17 protein-coding genes are annotated in these 17245 nt (G+C 72.5%); 13 read left to right on the plus strand and 4 right to left on the minus strand.

Annotated features, from left to right (window positions below; genetic code table 11):
- Positions 1-5: 5 nt before the first annotated feature.
- From BMY61_RS30180 to BMY61_RS30200, 5 genes are all read left to right on the plus strand, one after another.
- Positions 6-767: an SDR family oxidoreductase gene (locus tag BMY61_RS30180; protein ID WP_052438605.1), complete on the plus strand. Its 762-nt coding sequence runs from the start codon at positions 6-8 to the stop codon at positions 765-767.
- A gap of 32 nt (positions 768-799) precedes the next feature.
- Positions 800-1159 carry a dihydroneopterin aldolase gene (gene folB, locus BMY61_RS30185; RefSeq protein WP_042446449.1) on the plus strand — a complete coding sequence of 120 codons (360 nt, stop codon included), beginning with the start codon at positions 800-802 and terminating at the stop codon, positions 1157-1159.
- A 199-nt stretch (positions 1160-1358) separates the two neighbouring features.
- Positions 1359-2780 carry a metallopeptidase TldD-related protein gene (locus BMY61_RS30190; RefSeq protein WP_236655972.1) on the plus strand — a complete coding sequence of 474 codons (1422 nt, stop codon included), beginning with the start codon at positions 1359-1361 and terminating at the stop codon, positions 2778-2780.
- Positions 2781-2904: 124 nt separating this feature from the next.
- Positions 2905-3243, plus strand: a complete 339-nt coding sequence (locus BMY61_RS30195; RefSeq protein ID WP_042446249.1) for a DUF3099 domain-containing protein — start codon at positions 2905-2907, stop codon at positions 3241-3243.
- Between the two features lie 196 nt (positions 3244-3439).
- Positions 3440-3685, plus strand: a complete 246-nt coding sequence (locus tag BMY61_RS30200) for a hypothetical protein (protein WP_042446251.1) — start codon at positions 3440-3442, stop codon at positions 3683-3685.
- On the opposite strand, the gene BMY61_RS30205 is transcribed toward BMY61_RS30200, so the two are convergent.
- Both BMY61_RS30205 and moaA read right to left on the minus strand, forming a co-directional pair.
- Positions 3618-4871, minus strand: coding sequence for a glycosyltransferase 87 family protein (locus BMY61_RS30205; protein ID WP_052438606.1), 1254 nt, complete (start codon positions 4869-4871; stop codon positions 3618-3620). The two genes, BMY61_RS30200 and BMY61_RS30205, sit on opposite strands and share 68 nt — an antisense overlap.
- 65 nt (positions 4872-4936) lie before the next feature.
- On the minus strand, positions 4937-5953 hold the full coding sequence (gene moaA, locus BMY61_RS30210; protein ID WP_075004120.1) for a GTP 3',8-cyclase MoaA: 1017 nt from the start codon (positions 5951-5953) through the stop codon (positions 4937-4939).
- A gap of 170 nt (positions 5954-6123) precedes the next feature.
- Here moaA and BMY61_RS30215 point away from each other — a divergent pair, with 170 nt between their 5' ends.
- The 4 genes from BMY61_RS30215 (at position 6124) to BMY61_RS30230 (ending at position 10329) form a co-directional block, all read left to right on the plus strand.
- A complete protein-coding gene (locus BMY61_RS30215) occupies positions 6124-7326 on the plus strand; it encodes a CaiB/BaiF CoA transferase family protein (RefSeq protein WP_042446257.1) in 1203 nt (400 codons plus the stop codon).
- A gap of 2 nt (positions 7327-7328) precedes the next feature.
- Positions 7329-8504 carry an acyl-CoA dehydrogenase family protein gene (locus tag BMY61_RS30220; RefSeq protein ID WP_082014948.1) on the plus strand — a complete coding sequence of 392 codons (1176 nt, stop codon included), beginning with the start codon at positions 7329-7331 and terminating at the stop codon, positions 8502-8504.
- Positions 8505-8598: 94 nt separating this feature from the next.
- Complete coding sequence (locus tag BMY61_RS30225; RefSeq protein ID WP_042446261.1) at positions 8599-9330, plus strand: SDR family oxidoreductase; 732 nt, start codon at positions 8599-8601, stop codon at positions 9328-9330.
- Between the two features lie 36 nt (positions 9331-9366).
- Positions 9367-10329 (plus strand): sigma-70 family RNA polymerase sigma factor, encoded by a 963-nt coding sequence (locus BMY61_RS30230; protein ID WP_042446264.1) that lies wholly within the window; start codon positions 9367-9369, stop codon positions 10327-10329.
- On the opposite strand, the gene BMY61_RS30235 is transcribed toward BMY61_RS30230, so the two are convergent.
- Positions 10307-11494: a serine hydrolase domain-containing protein gene (locus tag BMY61_RS30235; protein ID WP_042446267.1), complete on the minus strand. Its 1188-nt coding sequence runs from the start codon at positions 11492-11494 to the stop codon at positions 10307-10309. The two genes, BMY61_RS30230 and BMY61_RS30235, sit on opposite strands and share 23 nt — an antisense overlap.
- 190 nt (positions 11495-11684) lie before the next feature.
- On the opposite strand from BMY61_RS30235, the gene BMY61_RS30240 reads away from it, so the two are divergent.
- Complete coding sequence (locus BMY61_RS30240; RefSeq protein WP_042446268.1) at positions 11685-12452, plus strand: GbsR/MarR family transcriptional regulator; 768 nt, start codon at positions 11685-11687, stop codon at positions 12450-12452.
- On the opposite strand, the gene BMY61_RS30245 is transcribed toward BMY61_RS30240, so the two are convergent.
- Complete coding sequence (locus BMY61_RS30245; RefSeq protein ID WP_042446269.1) at positions 12449-13492, minus strand: zinc-dependent alcohol dehydrogenase family protein; 1044 nt, start codon at positions 13490-13492, stop codon at positions 12449-12451. The two genes, BMY61_RS30240 and BMY61_RS30245, sit on opposite strands and share 4 nt — an antisense overlap.
- Positions 13493-13557: 65 nt before the next feature.
- On the opposite strand from BMY61_RS30245, the gene BMY61_RS30250 reads away from it, so the two are divergent.
- The 3 genes from BMY61_RS30250 to BMY61_RS30260 are packed head-to-tail and all read left to right on the plus strand — an operon-like array spanning position 13558 to position 17239.
- Positions 13558-14589 (plus strand): DEDDh family exonuclease, encoded by a 1032-nt coding sequence (locus tag BMY61_RS30250; RefSeq protein ID WP_236655973.1) that lies wholly within the window; start codon positions 13558-13560, stop codon positions 14587-14589.
- A 20-nt stretch (positions 14590-14609) separates the two neighbouring features.
- Positions 14610-15404 carry an SURF1 family cytochrome oxidase biogenesis protein gene (locus BMY61_RS30255; protein WP_236655974.1) on the plus strand — a complete coding sequence of 265 codons (795 nt, stop codon included), beginning with the start codon at positions 14610-14612 and terminating at the stop codon, positions 15402-15404.
- A 32-nt stretch (positions 15405-15436) separates the two neighbouring features.
- Complete coding sequence (locus BMY61_RS30260; protein ID WP_042446271.1) at positions 15437-17239, plus strand: glycoside hydrolase family 15 protein; 1803 nt, start codon at positions 15437-15439, stop codon at positions 17237-17239.
- Positions 17240-17245 lie beyond the last annotated feature (6 nt).

Here is a 17245-nt window from a genome sequence, read left to right on the forward strand (position 1 = left end):
ACCCAGTGAACGCTGAACTCGACGGCAGGACGGTTCTCGTCGCAGGCGGGGCCGGGCTGGCGGGCACCGGCGTGGTGCGCTCGCTCCTGGCCGCGGGCGCGCAGGTCGCGGTGCCCTCCCGGTCCGCCGAGCGGCTGGAGCGCCTGCGTGCCGAGGCCCCCGACGGCACCGTGGACCGCCTGCACACCTTCGTCGCCGACATCGGCGACTCCGCAGGCGTCGCCGCGTTCAGGGACCGCCTCCTCGCGCACGCGGCCTTCGGCCGGCTGGACGGGGTCGTCGCCTCGCTCGGGACCTGGTGGCAGGGCAAGAACCTCACCGAGGCGACGGACAAGGAGTGGGAGGAGAGCCTCCACTCCAACCTGACCGTGCACTTCCTCGTCGCCCGGGCGTTCGTCCCCCTCCTGACGGACCATGAGCAGTCCGTCTACCTGACCCTGAACGGTGTGGCGGCCACCCAGCCGCTGCGGAAGTCCGGCCTGATCTCCATCGCCGGCGCCGCGCAGAACATGATGCTGCGCGGCTTCTCCGCCGAACTGGCCGACGCCCGGGTGCGGTTCCACGAACTGCAGGTCCTCACGCCGCTCGCCGGCGTCTGGCCGCACTACCCGACGCAGGAGGGATGGGTGAGCCCCGACGAGGTCGGCGACTGCGTGGCGCGGATCGTGGCGCCGACGTTCGAGCAGCCCGACACGTTCGTCCACAGCCTGCCGGACCCGGACTCCCCGCGGGTGTGGTGGCGTCCGAAGCACACCGACCAACTGTGACGACCACTGCGACGAAGGGAAGACTCATGTCGCTGGACCGGATCACCCTCAGCGGGCTGCGAGCGCGCGGGAACCACGGCGTCTTCGACCACGAGCGGGAGAACGGCCAGACCTTCGTCGTCGACGTCGCCCTGGGCGTGGACTGCGGCCCCGCGGCCGCCGCCGACGACCTCGCCCTGACGGTCGACTACGGCCGGGTCTCGGAGCAGGTGGTGGCGCTCGTCGAGGGGCCGCCGGTCGACCTGATCGAGACCCTGGCCCAGCAGATCGCCGACGCCTGCCTGGAGCACGAGGGAGTGCACGAGGTCGAGGTCACGGTGCACAAGCCCGAGGCCCCGATCCAGGTGCCGTTCGACGACGTGGCCGTGACGATCTCCCGTTCCGGGCGGTGAGTCCGGGGCGGTGGGTCAGGCGGTGGGTCAGGCGGTGAGTTCCGGGCCGTGAGTTTCAGGCAGTGACCGGTGCGGACGGTTACCTCCCGGCTCCCTCTGGCCATACCTTTGACCTCATGACGACGCATATCCACACGCTCGCCGCACAGCGCGCACGCTCGCCCTTCCGGGGGCACCGCAGGCCGAAGGGGGACATCCGATGACCGGCCCGGGCCTGTCCGCCGCCGGGAGCCGGCCGCACGAGCTGGTCGAGCGGGCGCTGGAGCTGTCCCGCGCGGACGGCTGCGTCGTCATCGCCGACGAGGAGTCCACGGCCAACCTGCGCTGGGCGGGCAACAGCCTGACCACGAACGGCGTGACGCGCGGCCGCACCCTCACCGTCGTCGCGACGGTCGACGGCCAGGAGGGCACCGCCGCGGGCGTGGTCTCCCGCGAGGCCGTCACCAGGGACGACCTGGAGTCGCTGGTCCGGGCCGCCGAGGCGGCCGCGCGGGCGGCCGGTCCGGCCGAGGACGCGCAGCCGCTGCTCCCCGCCGCCGGCCCCGCCTCGGCGGACTTCGCCGACGCCCCGGACGAGACCACCGCCGAGGTCTTCGCCGCGTTCGCCCCGGCGCTCGGCGAGGCGTTCGCGCTGGCCCGCAAGAGCGGCCGGCTGCTCTACGGCTTCGCCAACCACATGGTCACGTCGACCTACCTGGGCACCTCCACCGGGATCCGGCTCCGGCACGACCAGCCGACCGGCACCCTGGAGCTCAACGCCAAGACCGCCGACCTCTCCGCCTCCGCCTGGGCGGGCGCGGCCACCCGCGACTTCCGCGACGTGGACGCCCTGGCGCTGGAGGCCCAGCTCGCGCAGCGGCTGGCCTGGGCCGAGCGCAAGGTGGACCTGCCGGCCGGCCGCTACGAGACGCTGCTGCCGCCCTCCGCGCTGGCCGACCTGATGATCTACATGACCTGGTCGGCCGGCGGGCGCGACGCCTCGGAGGGCCGCACGGTCTTCTCCAGGCCGGGCGGGAAGACCCGGATCGGCGAGAAGCTGGCCCAGCTGCCGCTGACCCTGCGCAGCGACCCGGCCTACCCGGGTCTGGAGGCTGCGCCGTTCGTCGTCGCGCACGCCTCCGGCGGCGACAGCTCCGTCTTCGACAACGGCCTGCCGCTGGCGCCCACGGACTGGCTCCGCGAGGGCGAGCTGGCCAACCTGCTGACCACCCGTCACTCGGCGGGCCTCACCGGCCTGCCGGTGCGCCCCGGGATCGACAACCTCGTCCTCACGGGCCCCGAGCCGCAGACGGGCGCGACGCTCGAGGAGATGGTCGCCCGGACGGAGCGCGGCCTGCTGTTGACGTGCCTGTGGTACATCCGTGAGGTGGACCCGGCCACGTTGCTGTTGACCGGCCTCACCCGCGACGGCGTCTACCTGGTCGAGAACGGCGAGGTGACCGGCGCGGTGAACAACTTCCGCTTCAACGAGTCCCCGGTCGACCTGCTCGGCCGGATCACCGAGGTCGGCCGCACCGAGCGCTGCCTGCCGCGCGAGTGGAGCGACTGGTTCACCCGCACGGCGATGCCGCCGGTGCGGGTGAGGGACTTCCACATGAGCTCCGTGAGCCAGGCCTCGTAACGGCGCGACGTGTCGCGGGCACCCCCCTCTCCTCGGGCGGGTGCCCGCGGCGTACCGTGGTCCTGTCGGGGAGAGGCCCCACGCGGACTCCACCGGACACAGGACAGAGGGGCGGTGCAGCGGGATGAGCAAGGCGAAGGCGATCCGGATCACCGGCGCGCGGACCGGCCTGACCGAGGACGTGCGGGGGCGGCAGCGCCGCTACATGTTCGCCATGGTGGTCCGCACGGTGTGCGTGATACTCGCCGTCGTGCTGTGGCAGGAGTCGCGGATCGCCGCGATCGTGGCCCTCGTCGGCGGCACGGTCATCCCCTACTTCGCCGTGGTCTTCGCCAACGCCGGCCGCGAGGGGGCGCCGAAGACGCCCGAGACGTTCCAGATCGACTACGTGCCTCCGCCGGCGCTCGGCCCGGGCCCGAGCGCGGACGTGAACGCGAACGTGAACAGCGACACCCAGCCTTAAGACAGGCTTCAGCGAGGCTCAAGTTCTTTACTCGGATCGGTGGCCACTGGCACATGCCTTCGTGCCATACTGCTGACGCGCTCCGCATCCCCCCGTCGGAGCGACGGACCGATGCCGGGCGGCTCCCCCCGTGGCTGCCCGGCATCGCCTTTGCCGGGTCGGATCGCAGGTTGCTCGGTCCTTGTAGGTTAGGGCCATGAACACCGAAGCAGCCGAACCCGTCATCTGCTCCGCCAAGGGCTGCCGGGCGACCGCCACCTGGGTGCTGGCGTGGAACAACCCCAAGATCCACACCCCGGAGCGCCGCAAGACCTGGCTCGCCTGCGACGAGCACCGCGAGCACCTCGCCCAGTTCCTGGACCTGCGCGGTTTCCTCAAGGACGTCGTGACGCTGGCTGACTGGCAGGCTGACGACTCTCGGGGCGAGGCCCAGGCAGGCTGACCGCGACGGGTTCCGTCGGACGCGACGGACCCGGCAGCAGCCGCCACGCCAGCACACCGAGCACCACCGTGCCGACCAGCACGTACGGGTCGCCCAGCAGCATCTGCAACGCGTTCCAGCGCAGCTCGCGCCCCTCCCCCATGGGCACGACGAAGAGCGACCACCCGCTGAAGACGACGACCAGCCCGCCGAGCAGCAGACGCGGCTCGCGCGCGCCGGTCCGTGCCACCTGACGCACCAGCAGGGCCGCCAGCGGCACCACGAAGACCCAGTGGTGACTCCACGATATGGGGCTGGCCAGCGCCGCGGCGCACGCCGTCACCAGCAGCGCCCCCAGCACCTCCCCGCGCCGGTGCAGGCGACGGGCGACCAGCAGCGCCACCACCACGCACACCGCGCCCGCGACCGCCGCGACGTCGAAGGCCCAGCCCGCCTGCCCGCTGAGTCGCTGCAGCAGTCCGTTCAGTGACTGGTTGCCACCCCAGGCGTTCCCGGTGGCGTCGTCGCCGCCCAGCATGCCGCCGGTCAGATAGCTCACGGTGTCGGTCGGCAGCACCAGGGCGCCGAGCAGGTTGAGCCCGACGAAGGTGCCGACGGCGCGCAGCGCGTCGGCCCGCCGGCCGGTGACGAGCAGATGCGCGACGAACAGCAGCGGCGTCAGTTTCACGGCCGCCGCCAGCCCGATCAGACTCCCGCCCCAGCGGGTCCCCCGCAGCAGCAGCACGTCCGCCATGACGAGCGCCAGCAGCAGCAGGTTGACCTGCCCGAGCGCGAAGCTGCGCCAGACCGGCTCCAGTGCGAAGGCCCCCAGCAGCGTCAGCGCGCCGGCGACCCCCCGCAGGCCCGTCCCCGTCCGCACGACGAAGCCGAGCGCCAGCGCGGACGCCACCGCCATCACGCCCCACGCCAGCTGCAGCGGAAAGAGCGTCAGCGGGGTGAACAGCAGCGCCGCGACGGGCGGGTAGGTGAAGGGCAGCTGCCGCACCTGCGACCAGTCGGGGAGGGTCGCCAACGGCTCGTACAGCGGCTTGCCGTGCAGCACGGCCCAGGCCCCGGCCCGGTACACCGCGTCGTCGAAGCCCATCGGCCACCCCAGCCGCCAGCCGACGACGGCCGTCACCGCGAAGAGGCCCGCGACCACCCGGGCGGGATGACGAACCAGCACGTTCCGGTTCTCAGGCGTCATGCGGGCATCCCCCCGGGCTCGAATGGCTCGGGCCACTCTAGCTCGCGCCTTTTCGCAACGGGAGGTCAGCCGCCGATGGCCGACATGGGGCGGTCCGGCTGGTGGAAGGCCGGGGCGTCGATGCCCGTCGGGGCGTCCGTGCCGGCGGCGGCCTTCTTGCCCCACATCGCCTTGCGCCACAGCTCCGCGACGTCCGCGTCGGTACCGCCGGCGCGCAGGGCTGCCCGCAGATCCGTTTCTTCCGTCGCGAAGAGGCAGTTGCGGACCTGACCGTCGGCGGTGAGCCGGGTGCGGTCGCAGGCCCGGCAGAAGGGCCGGGTGACCGAGGCGATGACGCCGACCCGCGCCGGGCCGCCGTCGACGAGCCAGCGTTCGGCCGGGGCGGCGCCCCGCGCCGCGTCAGGCTCGGGGGTGAGGGTGAACCGCGTGCCCAGGCTCGCGAGGATCTCCGCCGCGGTGATCATGTTCTCGCGGACCCAGCCGTGCTGCGCGTCCAGCGGCATCTGCTCGATGAAGCGCAGCTCGTAGCCCCGCTCCAGCGACCAGGCCAGCAGGTCCGCCGCCTCGTGGTCGTTGACGCCACGCATCAGCACCGCGTTCAGCTTGACCGGGCGCAGGCCCGCCTCGTGCGCGGCCTCGATCCCGGCCAGCACGTCGGCCAGCCGGTCGCGGCGGCTGAGCGTGCGGAAGGTCCCGGGGTCGAGCGTGTCGAGGGAGACGTTGACCCGGTCCAGCCCGGCCCCGGCCAGCGCGGACGCCGTGCGGGCGAGGCCGATGCCGTTCGTGGTGAGCGACAGCTCGGGCCGCGGGTCGAGCGCCGCGCACGCGGCGACGATCCCGACCAGCCCGGGGCGCAGCAGCGGCTCACCGCCGGTGAAGCGCACCTCGCGCACGCCCAGGTCGCCGACCGCGATGCGGACCAGCCGGACGATCTCCTCGTCGGTGAGCAGGGTGTCCTTCGCCAGCCACTGCATGCCCTCCTCGGGCATGCAGTACGTGCAGCGCAGGTTGCACCGGTCGGTCAGGGAGACGCGCAGGTCCACCGCGCGACGCCCGAAGGTGTCGAGCAGGCCTGTCTCCACCGTGGTCACGATGCCCTCCGCCTTCCGCTTGCCTGTGCTCCAGCCTAGTGCCCGGCTGCGACAGCCCGGCCTCGCCGACCACGCCATGGACGGTCCGGAGTGTCCATGTCGTACTTCTCACCGAAGGGGCCTATTCCAACCATTGTTTGGATCTTGCAAGCATGAGAGCCATGGCAACCACACCCGCGCCGCTCGACGGCGTTCTCGTGGCCGACTTCAGCCGCGTGCTGGCCGGCCCGCTCGCCGCGGCCACCCTGGCGGACCTGGGCGCGACGGTGGTCAAGGTCGAGCGGCCCGGCGCGGGCGACGACACCCGCTCCTGGGGGCCGCCGTTCGTCGACGGGACCGCCGCCTACTTCGACTGCGCCAACCGCTCCAAGCAGGGCGTCACCCTCGACCTCGGCGACCCGGCCGACGCCGCCCTCGCCCGGGAGCTCGCCGCCCGCGCGGACATCCTGATCGAGAACTTCAAGCCCGGCTCGCTCGCCCGCTACGGCCTGGACCAGGCGGCCGCGCTGGCGGCCAACCCTGGGCTGGTCTACTGCTCGATCACCGGTTTCGGCACCGGCAGCCCGCTGCCCGGCTACGACTTCGTGATCCAGGCCATGGGCGGCCTGATGAGCATCACCGGCGAGCGGGACGGCGAGCCGCACAAGGTCGGTGTCGCCCTGGTGGACGTGCTGACCGCCAAGGACGCCGTCGCCGCGATCCTCGCGGCGCTGCGCCACCGCGACCGCACCGGCCAGGGCCAGCACGTCGAGGTGAATCTCTTCGCCTCCCTGCTCGGCTCGCTGGCCAACCAGGCCTCGTCCTACCTCGCCACCGGCCGCCCGCCGGGGCGGATGGGCAACCAGCACCCCAGCATCGCCCCGTACGAGACGCTGCACTGCGGCTCCACCGACGGCGTGGGCGGCCCGGAGCTGCTCGCCGTGGCCTGCGGCAACGACGGGCAGTTCCGTGCGCTGGCCACGGTCCTCGGCGTGCCGGGCCTGGCCGAGGACCCCCGCTGGGCCACCAACGGCGAGCGCGTGCGCAACCGCGCCGAACTCGTCGTCGTGCTGGAGGCGGCGCTCGCCGCCCACGGCGCGGCCGAGTGGCAGGCGCGGCTGACCGAGGCCGGTGTCCCCTGCGGGCCCGTCAACGACCTGGCCGGGGCGTTCGCGCTCGCCACCGAACTGGGCCTGGACCCGGTGGCCGAGGTGGGCGGGGGGCGCGTGCCGCAGGTGCGCAGCCCGCTGACGCTGACCGCCACGCCGGTCCGGCCCCCCCTCGCCCCGCCCCGCCTCGGCGAGCACAATGACGCCGTGCGCGCCTGGCTGGCCGCGCCCAGCGACCAGCCTTTCCCCTCCGAGACCGAGCCTGATAAGGAATGAGCATGAGCACCGCACTGGACCCCCGTGACCCGCTCGGTTTCGACGACCTGCTGAGCGACGAGGACCTCGCCGTCCGTGACACCGTCCGCGCCTGGTGCGCGGACCGCGTCCTGCCGCACATCGCCGACTGGTACGAGGCCGGACAGCTGCCGACCGTCCGCGAGCTGGCCCGTGAGCTGGGCTCCATCGGCGCGCTGGGCATGCACCTGCACGGCTACGGCTGCGCCGGCGCCACCGCCGTCCAGTACGGCCTGGCCTGCGTGGAGCTGGAGGCCGCCGACTCCGGTCTGCGTTCCCTCGTCTCCGTCCAGGGCTCGCTGGCGATGTACGCCATCCACCGCTGGGGCTCCGAGGAGCAGAAGCAGCAGTGGCTGCCCGGCATGGCGGCCGGCGAGATCATCGGCTGCTTCGGCCTGACCGAGCCGGACCACGGCTCCGACCCCGCCTCCATGCGCACCAACGCCAAGCGTGACGGTTCGGACTGGGTCCTCAACGGCCGCAAGATGTGGATCACCAACGGCTCCGTCGCCGGTGTCGCGGTCGTGTGGGCGCAGACGGAGGACGGCATCCGGGGCTTCGTAGTCCCCACCGACACGCCCGGCTTCTCCGCCCCGGAGATCAAGCACAAGGGCTCGCTGCGCGCCTCGGTCACCTCCGAGCTGGTCCTGGACAACGTGCGACTGCCCGCCGACGCCGTCTTCCCCGAGGTCCGGGGCCTGAAGGGCCCGCTCTCCTGCCTCAACCAGGCCCGCTACGGCATCGTCTGGGGCGCGCTGGGCGCCGCCCGCTCCTGCCTGGAAACGGCGCGCGAGTACAGCATCACCCGCGAGCAGTTCGGCCGGCCGCTGGCCGGCTTCCAGCTCACCCAGGCCAAGCTGGCCGACATGTCGCTGGAGCTCAACAAGGGCCTGCTGCTCGCCTGGCACCTGGGCAACCGGATGGACGCGGGCACGCTGCGCCCGGAGCAGGTCAGCTACGGCAAGCTCAACAACGTCCGCGAGGCCATCGAGATCGCCCGCACCTCCCGGACGATCCTGGGCGCCAACGGCATCAGCTTCGAGTACCCGATCATGCGCCACGCCAACAACCTCGAGTCGGTGCTGACCTACGAGGGCACCGTCGAGATGCACCAGCTGGTCATCGGCAAGGCTCTGACCGGCCAGGACGCATTCCGGTAAAAAGTCGTCGGCGCGTTCGCGACGGATTTTCTCCCTGCGGCCGGTCTGGATACCGACACACCGGATCTGTCGGACCAGCCACAGGGAGAACGCCATGACCGCCATGACCGCCGTCGTCACCGGAGCCGGCCGCGGCTTCGGCCGCGTCGTCGCCGCCGCGCTCGTCGCCGAGGGGACCCGCGTCCTCGGCGTCGCCCGCACCGAGGCCGATCTCGCCGCCGCACGCGAGGAGCTCGGCAACGGTTTCGTGCCCGTCGTCGGCGACGCCGGCGACGAGGAGCTCGCCGAGCGCCTCGTGCGCGAGGAGCGCCCCGCGCTGCTGGTGCTGAACGCCGGCGCCCGGCCGCTGCTCGCACCGCTGCACGAGCAGAGCTGGGAGAGCTTCACCGTCAACTGGAACGTCGACACCCGTCAGGCCTTCGTGTGGACCCGCGCGGCGCTGCGCGCGCCGCTCGCGCCCGGGAGCGTGGTCGTGGAGATGTCCAGTGGCGCCGCGCTGAAGGGCTCGCCGCTCAGCGGCGGCTACGCGGGGGCCAACGCGGCGGTCCGCACCATCGGCGCCTATGCGGCCGACGAGTCCGCGCGGGCGGGGCTCGGCATCCGGTTCGTCACGCTGCTGCCGCAGCTCACTCCGACGGGCGTGGGTGCGGAGGCGGTCGACGGCTACGCCGCGCGGGCCGGCCTCGACCGGGAGACGTTCCTTGCCAACATGGAGCCGATCCTGACACCCGAGCTGGTCGCGAAGGCGGTCCTGCAGGTGGCGTCGGACCCGGACAGTGCCGCCGAGTACGCCGTGACCGGCGCGGGCCTGAAGCCGCTCGGCTGACCCCCTCGACCACAGGCTGCGGATACCGTGGGGACCATGGTCTCGGACACCGAGTTCGCCACTCTCACCGAGCCGTTCCGACCGGAGCTGCTCGCACACTGCTACCGGATGCTCGGTTCCGTCCACGACGCCGAGGACCTGGTGCAGGAGACGTACCTGCGCGCGTGGCGCGGCTTCGACCGGTTCGAGGGCCGCTCCACGGTCCGGCGCTGGCTCTACCGGATCGCGACCGCGGCCTGCCTGACCGCGTTGGAGACGCGGTCACGGCGGCCGCTCCCCTCCGGGGTCGGCGCGCCGTCCGACGACCACCACGTCGCGGTCGCCGCGCGGGAGCCGGACGTGCCGTGGCTGGAGCCGGTGCCGGACCGGCTGCTCGGGGCGGGCGGGGACGACCCGGCGGTGGTCGTGGCCGCGCGCAGCGGCGTGCGGCTGGCGTTCATCGCGGCGCTGCAGTTCCTCTCCGCGCGCCAGCGGGCGGTGCTGACCCTGCGGGACGTGCTCGCGTTCCGGGGCGCCGAGGTGGCGGAGATGCTGGACACCTCCGAGGCGGCCGTCGACAGCGCACTGCGTCGCGCCCGCACCGCGCTGTCGGACGCGGCGCCGCACCCCGACGAGCTCGCCGAGCCGGACGCGGCGGCCCTGCGGCGGCTCCTCGACGACTACGTCGACGCCTTCACCCGCGCCGACGCCGACGCGCTGGTGCGCCTGCTGCGCGCCGACGTGGAGCTGGAGATGCCGCCCACCCCGACGTGGTTCACCGGCCGCGACGCCGTCGTCGGCTTCCTCGCCTCCCACGTCCTGCACCCGGGCCTGTGGCGGCTGGAGCCGACCCGGGCCAACGGGCAGGCCGCCGTGGTCATCCGCAAGCGCGGCGACGACGGCGGCTACCACCCTTACGGAGCACAGGTGCTGACGCTGCGCCAGGGGCGGCTGGCCCGGATCACCTCGTTCAACGACCCGGGGCTGGTCGCGGTGTTCAGCCCTGCCGCGCCGGCTTGACGCCGCAGAACTCGGCCTCCATCTCGGCGTTGAACACGCCCACCGGGCTGCGCCAGGTGCCGTTGCCCCAGTCGCCGTCGACCTCGGTCGAGAGCAGGTGCCGACCGTCGCGGGTGCCGAACGTGTAGGACCAGGAGCCGTCGATCGCACCGCCCATGCCCCAGACGGTGGTGCAGGACAGCTTGATCGAGCCGACACCCAGGCCGTACTCGGAGTTGTTGCCGACCCAGTTCCCCTGGGTGTCCAGCATGGTGAACATCTCTCGCTGCTGGACGGGTGGCAGCATCCGGCCCTTGAGCAGCGCCTGCACGAAGGTGCCGAGGTCGCCGACGGTGGAGACGATGTCGCCGGAGCCGAAGCCCCAGGAGGGGTTGAGCTCGGTGACGTCGTAGAAGGGGGTACCGTCCCCCGGCATCATCAGCTTGGAGTAGAAGCGGCCGTGCGGGCCGTGGATCCACGGGTCGTCGCCGACGGGCTCGTAGGTGTTCCGCAGGTGCAGCGGCTTGATGATCCGGTCGGTGATCTCCTGGGCCAGGCTGTGCCCGGTGGCCTTCTCGATGATCATTCCGGCCAGCACGTAGTTGGTGTCGGAGTACTGCCAGCCGTGGCCGGGGGCGAAGGACGGCTTGGTCTCGAGGCCGAGCTCGACCAGCTGCCGCGGCGTGAAGCCGTCGAACCGGTGCTGGAGGAACGGCAGACCCACGAACTCCTCGAACACCTGCTTCGCCATGGCGAAGTTGGCGATCCCGCTGGTGTGGTCGAGCAACTGCCGAATGGTGATCTTCGAACCGTCGTAGCCGTTGCCGTCCACCAGGCCGGGCAGCCAGCGCTCGACGCTGTCGTCGAGGCCGAGGCGGTGCTCGGCCTCCAACTGCAGGACCACGGTGGAGACGAAGGTCTTGGTGGTGCTGCCGATCCGGAACCGGTCCTGCGGCACGAGCCTGCTGCCGTTGTCCAGGTCGGCCGTCCCGGCCTGCCCGAACCAGGTCGAACTCCCGTCCCGCACCTGGGCCATGGCGCCGGGCAGACCGGCCTCGGTCACCGCGCGGTCGAGCACGGTCTGCACCCCTGCGTGAGTGCGACTGTCGGCGAAGGCGGTCGGCGCGCCGGCCAGCACGGAGCCGGCGAGAAGGACGGTGACTGCTGCGCGGACGGTGGTCTTCATGATGCTTCCCCCTGGTCGCTTCGGTGTCTCCCGGTGCGTGGACAACCCTAGATCGCCGTTCACGAAACCAGCAACGATCAAAGTCGCCAACACCCGCATAAGCGCAGGTAGATGACGGTGAATCCTTGCAATGGGCCTGCCGGTTAATGCAAGCTGGATGCCCGCGTTGCAACAGAGGGAGGGAGCACCGATGCCCGGGGCCAGGCTGCGCCACGAGGACCGTCGCAGGATCGCCGAGGGGTTGGCGGCGGGGCTCGGCTACGGGGAGATCGCCCGGCAGCTCGCCCGCCCGACGTCCACGGTCACCCGGGAGATCGCCCGCAACGGCGGCCCGTCCGGCTACCGCGCGGACAGCGCGCAGCGCGCCACCACGCAGCGCTCCCGGCGGAGCGGCACGGGGGCGCGGCAGCAGGCGGGCGGCGGACCCGGTCCGGCGCGGGGGCGCGACCTCGCGGCGGTCGAGGAGTACGCGGCACGCTTCGCCGACCTGCTGGTGCACACCGGGCTGCCGCGGATGACGGCCCGGGTGCTCACCTGCCTCTACGTCACCGACAGTGGCAGCCTCACCGCGGCGGAGCTAGTGCAGCGGCTCGGGGTGAGCCCGGCGTCGGTCTCCAAGGCCGTGGGCTATCTGGAGGGCCAGGCGCTGCTGCGCCGCGAGCGCACGGAGGACGGCCGCCGCGAGCGGTACGTCATCGACGACGACGTCTGGTACCGCTCGCTGCTGGCGAGCGCCCAACGCAACGCCTTGCTGGCCGAGTTCGCCCGCGACGGAGCCGGCCTGCTGGGCCCGGTCACCCCGGCCGGGGCGCGCCTCGGGACGGCGGCGGTCTTCCTGGAGCGGATCGGCGAGGACATCGTCCGCGCCGTCCGCCGCCGTCACACCGGCAGTGCCGACACCACCGGCACCACCGGCACCACCGGCACCACCGGCACCACCGGCACCACCGGCACCTAGAAGGTGATCTTCACCTTGAGCGCCGTGCGCTCGTCCATCGCCCGGTAGCCGTCCGGCACGCCGTCCAGCGTCACGTCGGCGTCGAAGACCGGGGACGGGTCGATGACGCCGGCCAGGACGTCCGCCAGCAGCTCCGGGATGTAGGCGCGGGCCGGGGCGACGCCGCCGCGCAGCGAGACGTTGCGGTCGAACATCTGGCCGATGTCGACGCCCGCGCTGCCGCCGTGCGGGACACCGACGTAGCCGACCGCGCCGCCGTCACGGGCGATGGAGATCGCGGTCTTCATCGACTGCTCGGTGCCCACGGCCTCCAGGACCGCGTGCGCGCCCAGACCGCCGGTGAGCTCGCGCACCGCGTCGATCGCCTCGTCGCCGCGCGCGGCGACGACGTCGGTGGCGCCGAAGGTGCGGGCGATGGCCGTGCGGGCCTCGTGACGGCCCATCGCGATGATCCGCTCCGCGCCCAGCCGCTTCGCGGCCAGCACGCCGCACAGGCCGACCGCGCCGTCGCCGACGACGGCGACCGTCGCGCCCGGGCGCACGCCCGCGGCGACCGCGGCGTGGTGGCCGGTCGACATGACGTCCGACAGCGCCAGCATCGCGGTCAGCAGCCGCGGGTCCGACTGCGCGTCAGCGGGCAGCTGGACGAGGGTGCCGTCGGCGAAGGGGACGCGGACCGCCTCACCCTGGCCGCCGTCCGAGCCCGGCGTGCCCCAGAAGCCGCCGTGCGGGCAGGAGGTCTGCAGACCCTCGGCGCAGAACTCGCACACGCCGTCGGACCAGACGAACGGCGCGACCACCAGGTCGCCCGGCTTGACCGAACGGACGTCAGCCCCGACGGCCTCGACCACGCCCAGGAACTCGTGCCCGATCCGCTGGCCCTTCTCCCGCTTGGCGACACCCCGGTACGCCCAGAGGTCGCTACCGCAGATGCAGGCGAGGACCGTGCGGACCACGGCGTCGGTGGACTTCCGCACCACCGGGTCGGGTACCTCCTCCACCCGGATGTCGTTCGGTCCGTGGATCACTGTGGCGCGCATGTTTCGTCTCTCTCAGTCAGCAGGCCGTCGGGCGCTGTCGGCCTTCCACCGTATTGTGTTCCATCGTGCTTCCTGGAACTGACATCGAGACGTGGCCGCCGGACTACCCGAATGCCGGGTGGGCCGTGGTCGACGTGGAGACCACCGGCCTCGGCCGGACGGACCGCGTCATCTCCGTCGGTGTCTACCAACTGGACCCGCGCGGGGCCGTGCAGGACCACTGGTACACGACCGTCAATCCGGAGCGCGATCCCGGCCCGATCTGGATCCACGGGCTGACCAGCGATCTGCTGGAAGGCTCCCCGACCTTCCCCGGCATCGCCGAGGAGCTGAGCCGGCGGCTCGCCGGGCGGGTGCTGGTCGCCCACAACGCGCTGTTCGACTGGTCGATGATCTCCCGTGAGTACGCGCGCATCAGCGACCGCGCCCCGATCGAGCAGCGGCTGTGCACCATCGTGCTCTCCCGCGACCTCGGCCTGCCGCTGCCCAACCACAAGCTCGGCACCCTCGCCGCGCACTTCGGCGTGGAGACCCGCCACGCGCACCACGCGCTCGACGACGCCCGGGTGCTGGCGGAGGTCTTCCGACCGAGCCTGCGGCTGGCCGCCGAGGCCGGGCTGCGGCTGCCACTGGTGCCCTGCGTGCCGATAAGCGACCTCGGCCTCGCCGAGGAGGCCCGCGCCACCCAGCGCATCCCCCGTCAGGCGGGCCCCGCGCAGGCCGCGCGCCGGGCCGGCTCCTGGGGCGGCTACCGTCCGGCCAAGCGGCGGCCCGCCTGCCCCTACCCGAACCCGGGCCGCTGGCAGCCGGACGGCCAACTGGTCCAGGGCATGCGCGTGGCGATCACCGGGGACACCGGCATCGACCGCGAGGTGCTGGAGGACCGGCTGACCGAGGCCGGCCTGCACGTGGCCTCCTCTGTGAGCAGGCTCACCAGCCTGCTCGTCACCAACGACCCGGGCGGCTGGTCCACCAAGGCGCGCAAGGCCCGCGAGGTCGGCACGCCGACGGTCGACGAGGCGGCCTTCCTCCAGCTGCTGCAGCACGTGCAGCCCCAGGGCGGGGCCCAGGACCGACCCCCGGCGCAGGGGCGCTGAGCTGAAGGAGTTACCGTTCTGTGGTGTTCCGCATCCTGCTCACCCGGCGCTGGGTGGTGCTCACCCTGGTCTTCCTGGCCGTCATCCCCGCGATGATCTGGCTGGGCCAGTGGCAGTACCACCGCTACCAGCAGACCAACCGCAACAACGCGATGATCAACGCCAACCTCGCGGCGGCGGCTGTCCCCATGGAGCAGCTGTCCCAGCCGGGCGCGACGATCCCGCTGAGCGAGATGTACCGGACCGTCACCGCGCGCGGCCACTTCGACCCGGCGCACCAGTTCGTGGTGCGGCACCGGACCGACGCCTCCGGCGACAACATCGGTTTCTACCTGGTCACCCCGCTGATCCAGGACGACGGCAAGGCCGTGCTGGTCAACCGTGGCTGGATCTCCCCCGGCAACACCATGGGCGCCCAGTTCCCCGCCGTGCCGTCCACCCCGACCGGCGAGGTCACCGTCAGCGGGCGGCTGCGCCCCGACGAGACCACCGCGCTGACCGGCATCCGCAACCCCGGCGGGATGCCCGACCGGCAGTTCATGCTGATCAACAGCGGCGAGCAGGCCAAGCACCTCAGCGAGCCGCTGCTGGCCGGCTACCTGGAGCTGACCGGGTCCTCCCCCTCGTTGTCCTCCTCCGGGCAGGCCGAGCAGGTGCCCAACCCCAACGACAACCAGTCCGACAGCATGGCCGTGGTCGGCAAGGGCGTGCACCTGCCCTACGCGATCCAGTGGTGGGTCTTCGCCGCACTGATCCCGGTCGCCTGGTGGTTCCTGCTCCGACGCGACGCGAGGCTGGCGGCCCGAAAGGCCTGAAAACGGGCGTCCGGGCAGGCAGGATGGGCACCATGCCCGGACGCATCGAGGACTACGCGCTCATCGGTGACCTGCAGACCGCCGCCCTGGTCGGCAGGGACGGATCGATCGACTGGCTCTGTCTGCCGCGGTTCGACTCCCCCAGCTGTTTCGCCGCGCTGCTCGGCGGCGACGAACACGGCCACTGGCGACTGGCCCCCGCCTCCGACGGCGAGGCCCCCTTCCGCTCCTACGTCGGCGACAGCCTGGTGCTGCAGACCGAGTGGACCACCTCCACCGGCAGCGTCCGGGTGATCGACTTCATGCCGCAGCGCGACCGGACACCGGACGTGATGCGGATCGTCGAGGGCATCAGCGGCTCCGTGGCGATGGTCGGCGAGCTGCGGCTGCGCTTCGACTACGCGCGGATCATCCCGTGGATGCGGCGCACCAACCACCACCGCATCGCCGTCGCCGGCCCGGACGCGGTCTGGCTGCGCTGCGACGAGAAGGTCCACACCTACGGCCGCGACTTCGCCACGTACTCCGAGTTCACCGTCCACGCGGGCGAGCGGATCCCGTTCGTGCTCAGCTGGACCCCGTCGTTCCACAGCGCCGGCCCCCGCCAGGACCCGGAGAAGTCGCTGCAGACCACCCTGGAGGACTGGAAGGACTGGGCGTCACGCTGCTCCTCCGGGGTGGCCGAGGAGCACATGCCCGCGGTCCGGCGCTCGCTGATCACCCTGAAGGCGCTCACCTACCAGCCCACCGGCGGCATCGTCGCCGCGGCGACGGCGGGGCTCCCCGAGCAGATCGGCGGCGCCCGCAACTGGGACTACCGCTTCTGCTGGCTGCGCGACTCGACGATGACGCTCTCCGCGCTGCTGACCGCCGGCTACCGCAAGGAGGCCGATGCCTGGTACCAGTGGCTGCTGCGGGCCATCGCCGGCGACCCGGCCGACCTGCAGACGATGTACGGGGTGGGCGGCGAGCGCCGCCTGCCGGAGGAGATCGCCGACTGGCTCCCCGGCTACGAGGGCTCCCACCCGGTCCGCTTCGGCAACGCCGCCGTCGACCAGCTCCAGCTGGACGTCTACGGCGAGGTGGTGGACACCCTGTACCTGGCCCACCGGCACGGCATCACCATAGAGCGCCATGTCTGGAGCCTGCTGGTCAAGCTGCTGGAGTTCCTGGAGGAGCACTGGTCCGACCCGGACGAGGGTCTGTGGGAGGTGCGCGGCCCGCGCCGCCACTTCGTCCACTCCAAGATCATGTGCTGGGTCGCCTTCGACCGCGCGGTCAAGCTCGCCGAGGAGACCGGCATGCCCGGCCCCGTCGAACGCTGGCGCGAGCTGCGGGACGTCATCCACGGGGACGTCTGCGCGCGCGGTGTCTCCAAGCAGCGCGGCATCCTCACCCAGTACTACGGCGGCGCGGCGCTCGACGCGGCCACGCTCTTCGCCGTCAAGACCGGTTTCCTCGCCCCCGACGACCCCCGCGCGATCGCCACCGTCGAGGCCGTCCAGCGCGAGCTGAACCACGAGGGCTACATCCTGCGCTACTCCACGCCCTCCGACGACGCCGCCACCGACGCGGTCGACGGCCTGGAGGGCTCCGAGGGCGCGTTCCTGGCCTGCTCCTACTGGCTCTGCGACGCGCTGATCGCCATCGGCCGCGTCGGCGAGGCCCGCGCACTCTTCGACCGCCTGCGCGGCCTGGCCAACGACCTCGGCCTGATCTCGGAGGAGTGGGACCCGCTGGCAGGTCGTCAACTCGGCAACACGCCTCAGGCGTTCACGCATGTCGCCCTCGTCAACACGGCCTTCCTCCTCGCCCGAGCCGAAGCAGAGAGCTGAAAGAAG

The sequence above is a fragment of the Streptacidiphilus jiangxiensis genome (assembly GCF_900109465.1).
Lineage (GTDB): Bacteria > Actinomycetota > Actinomycetes > Streptomycetales > Streptomycetaceae > Streptacidiphilus > Streptacidiphilus jiangxiensis.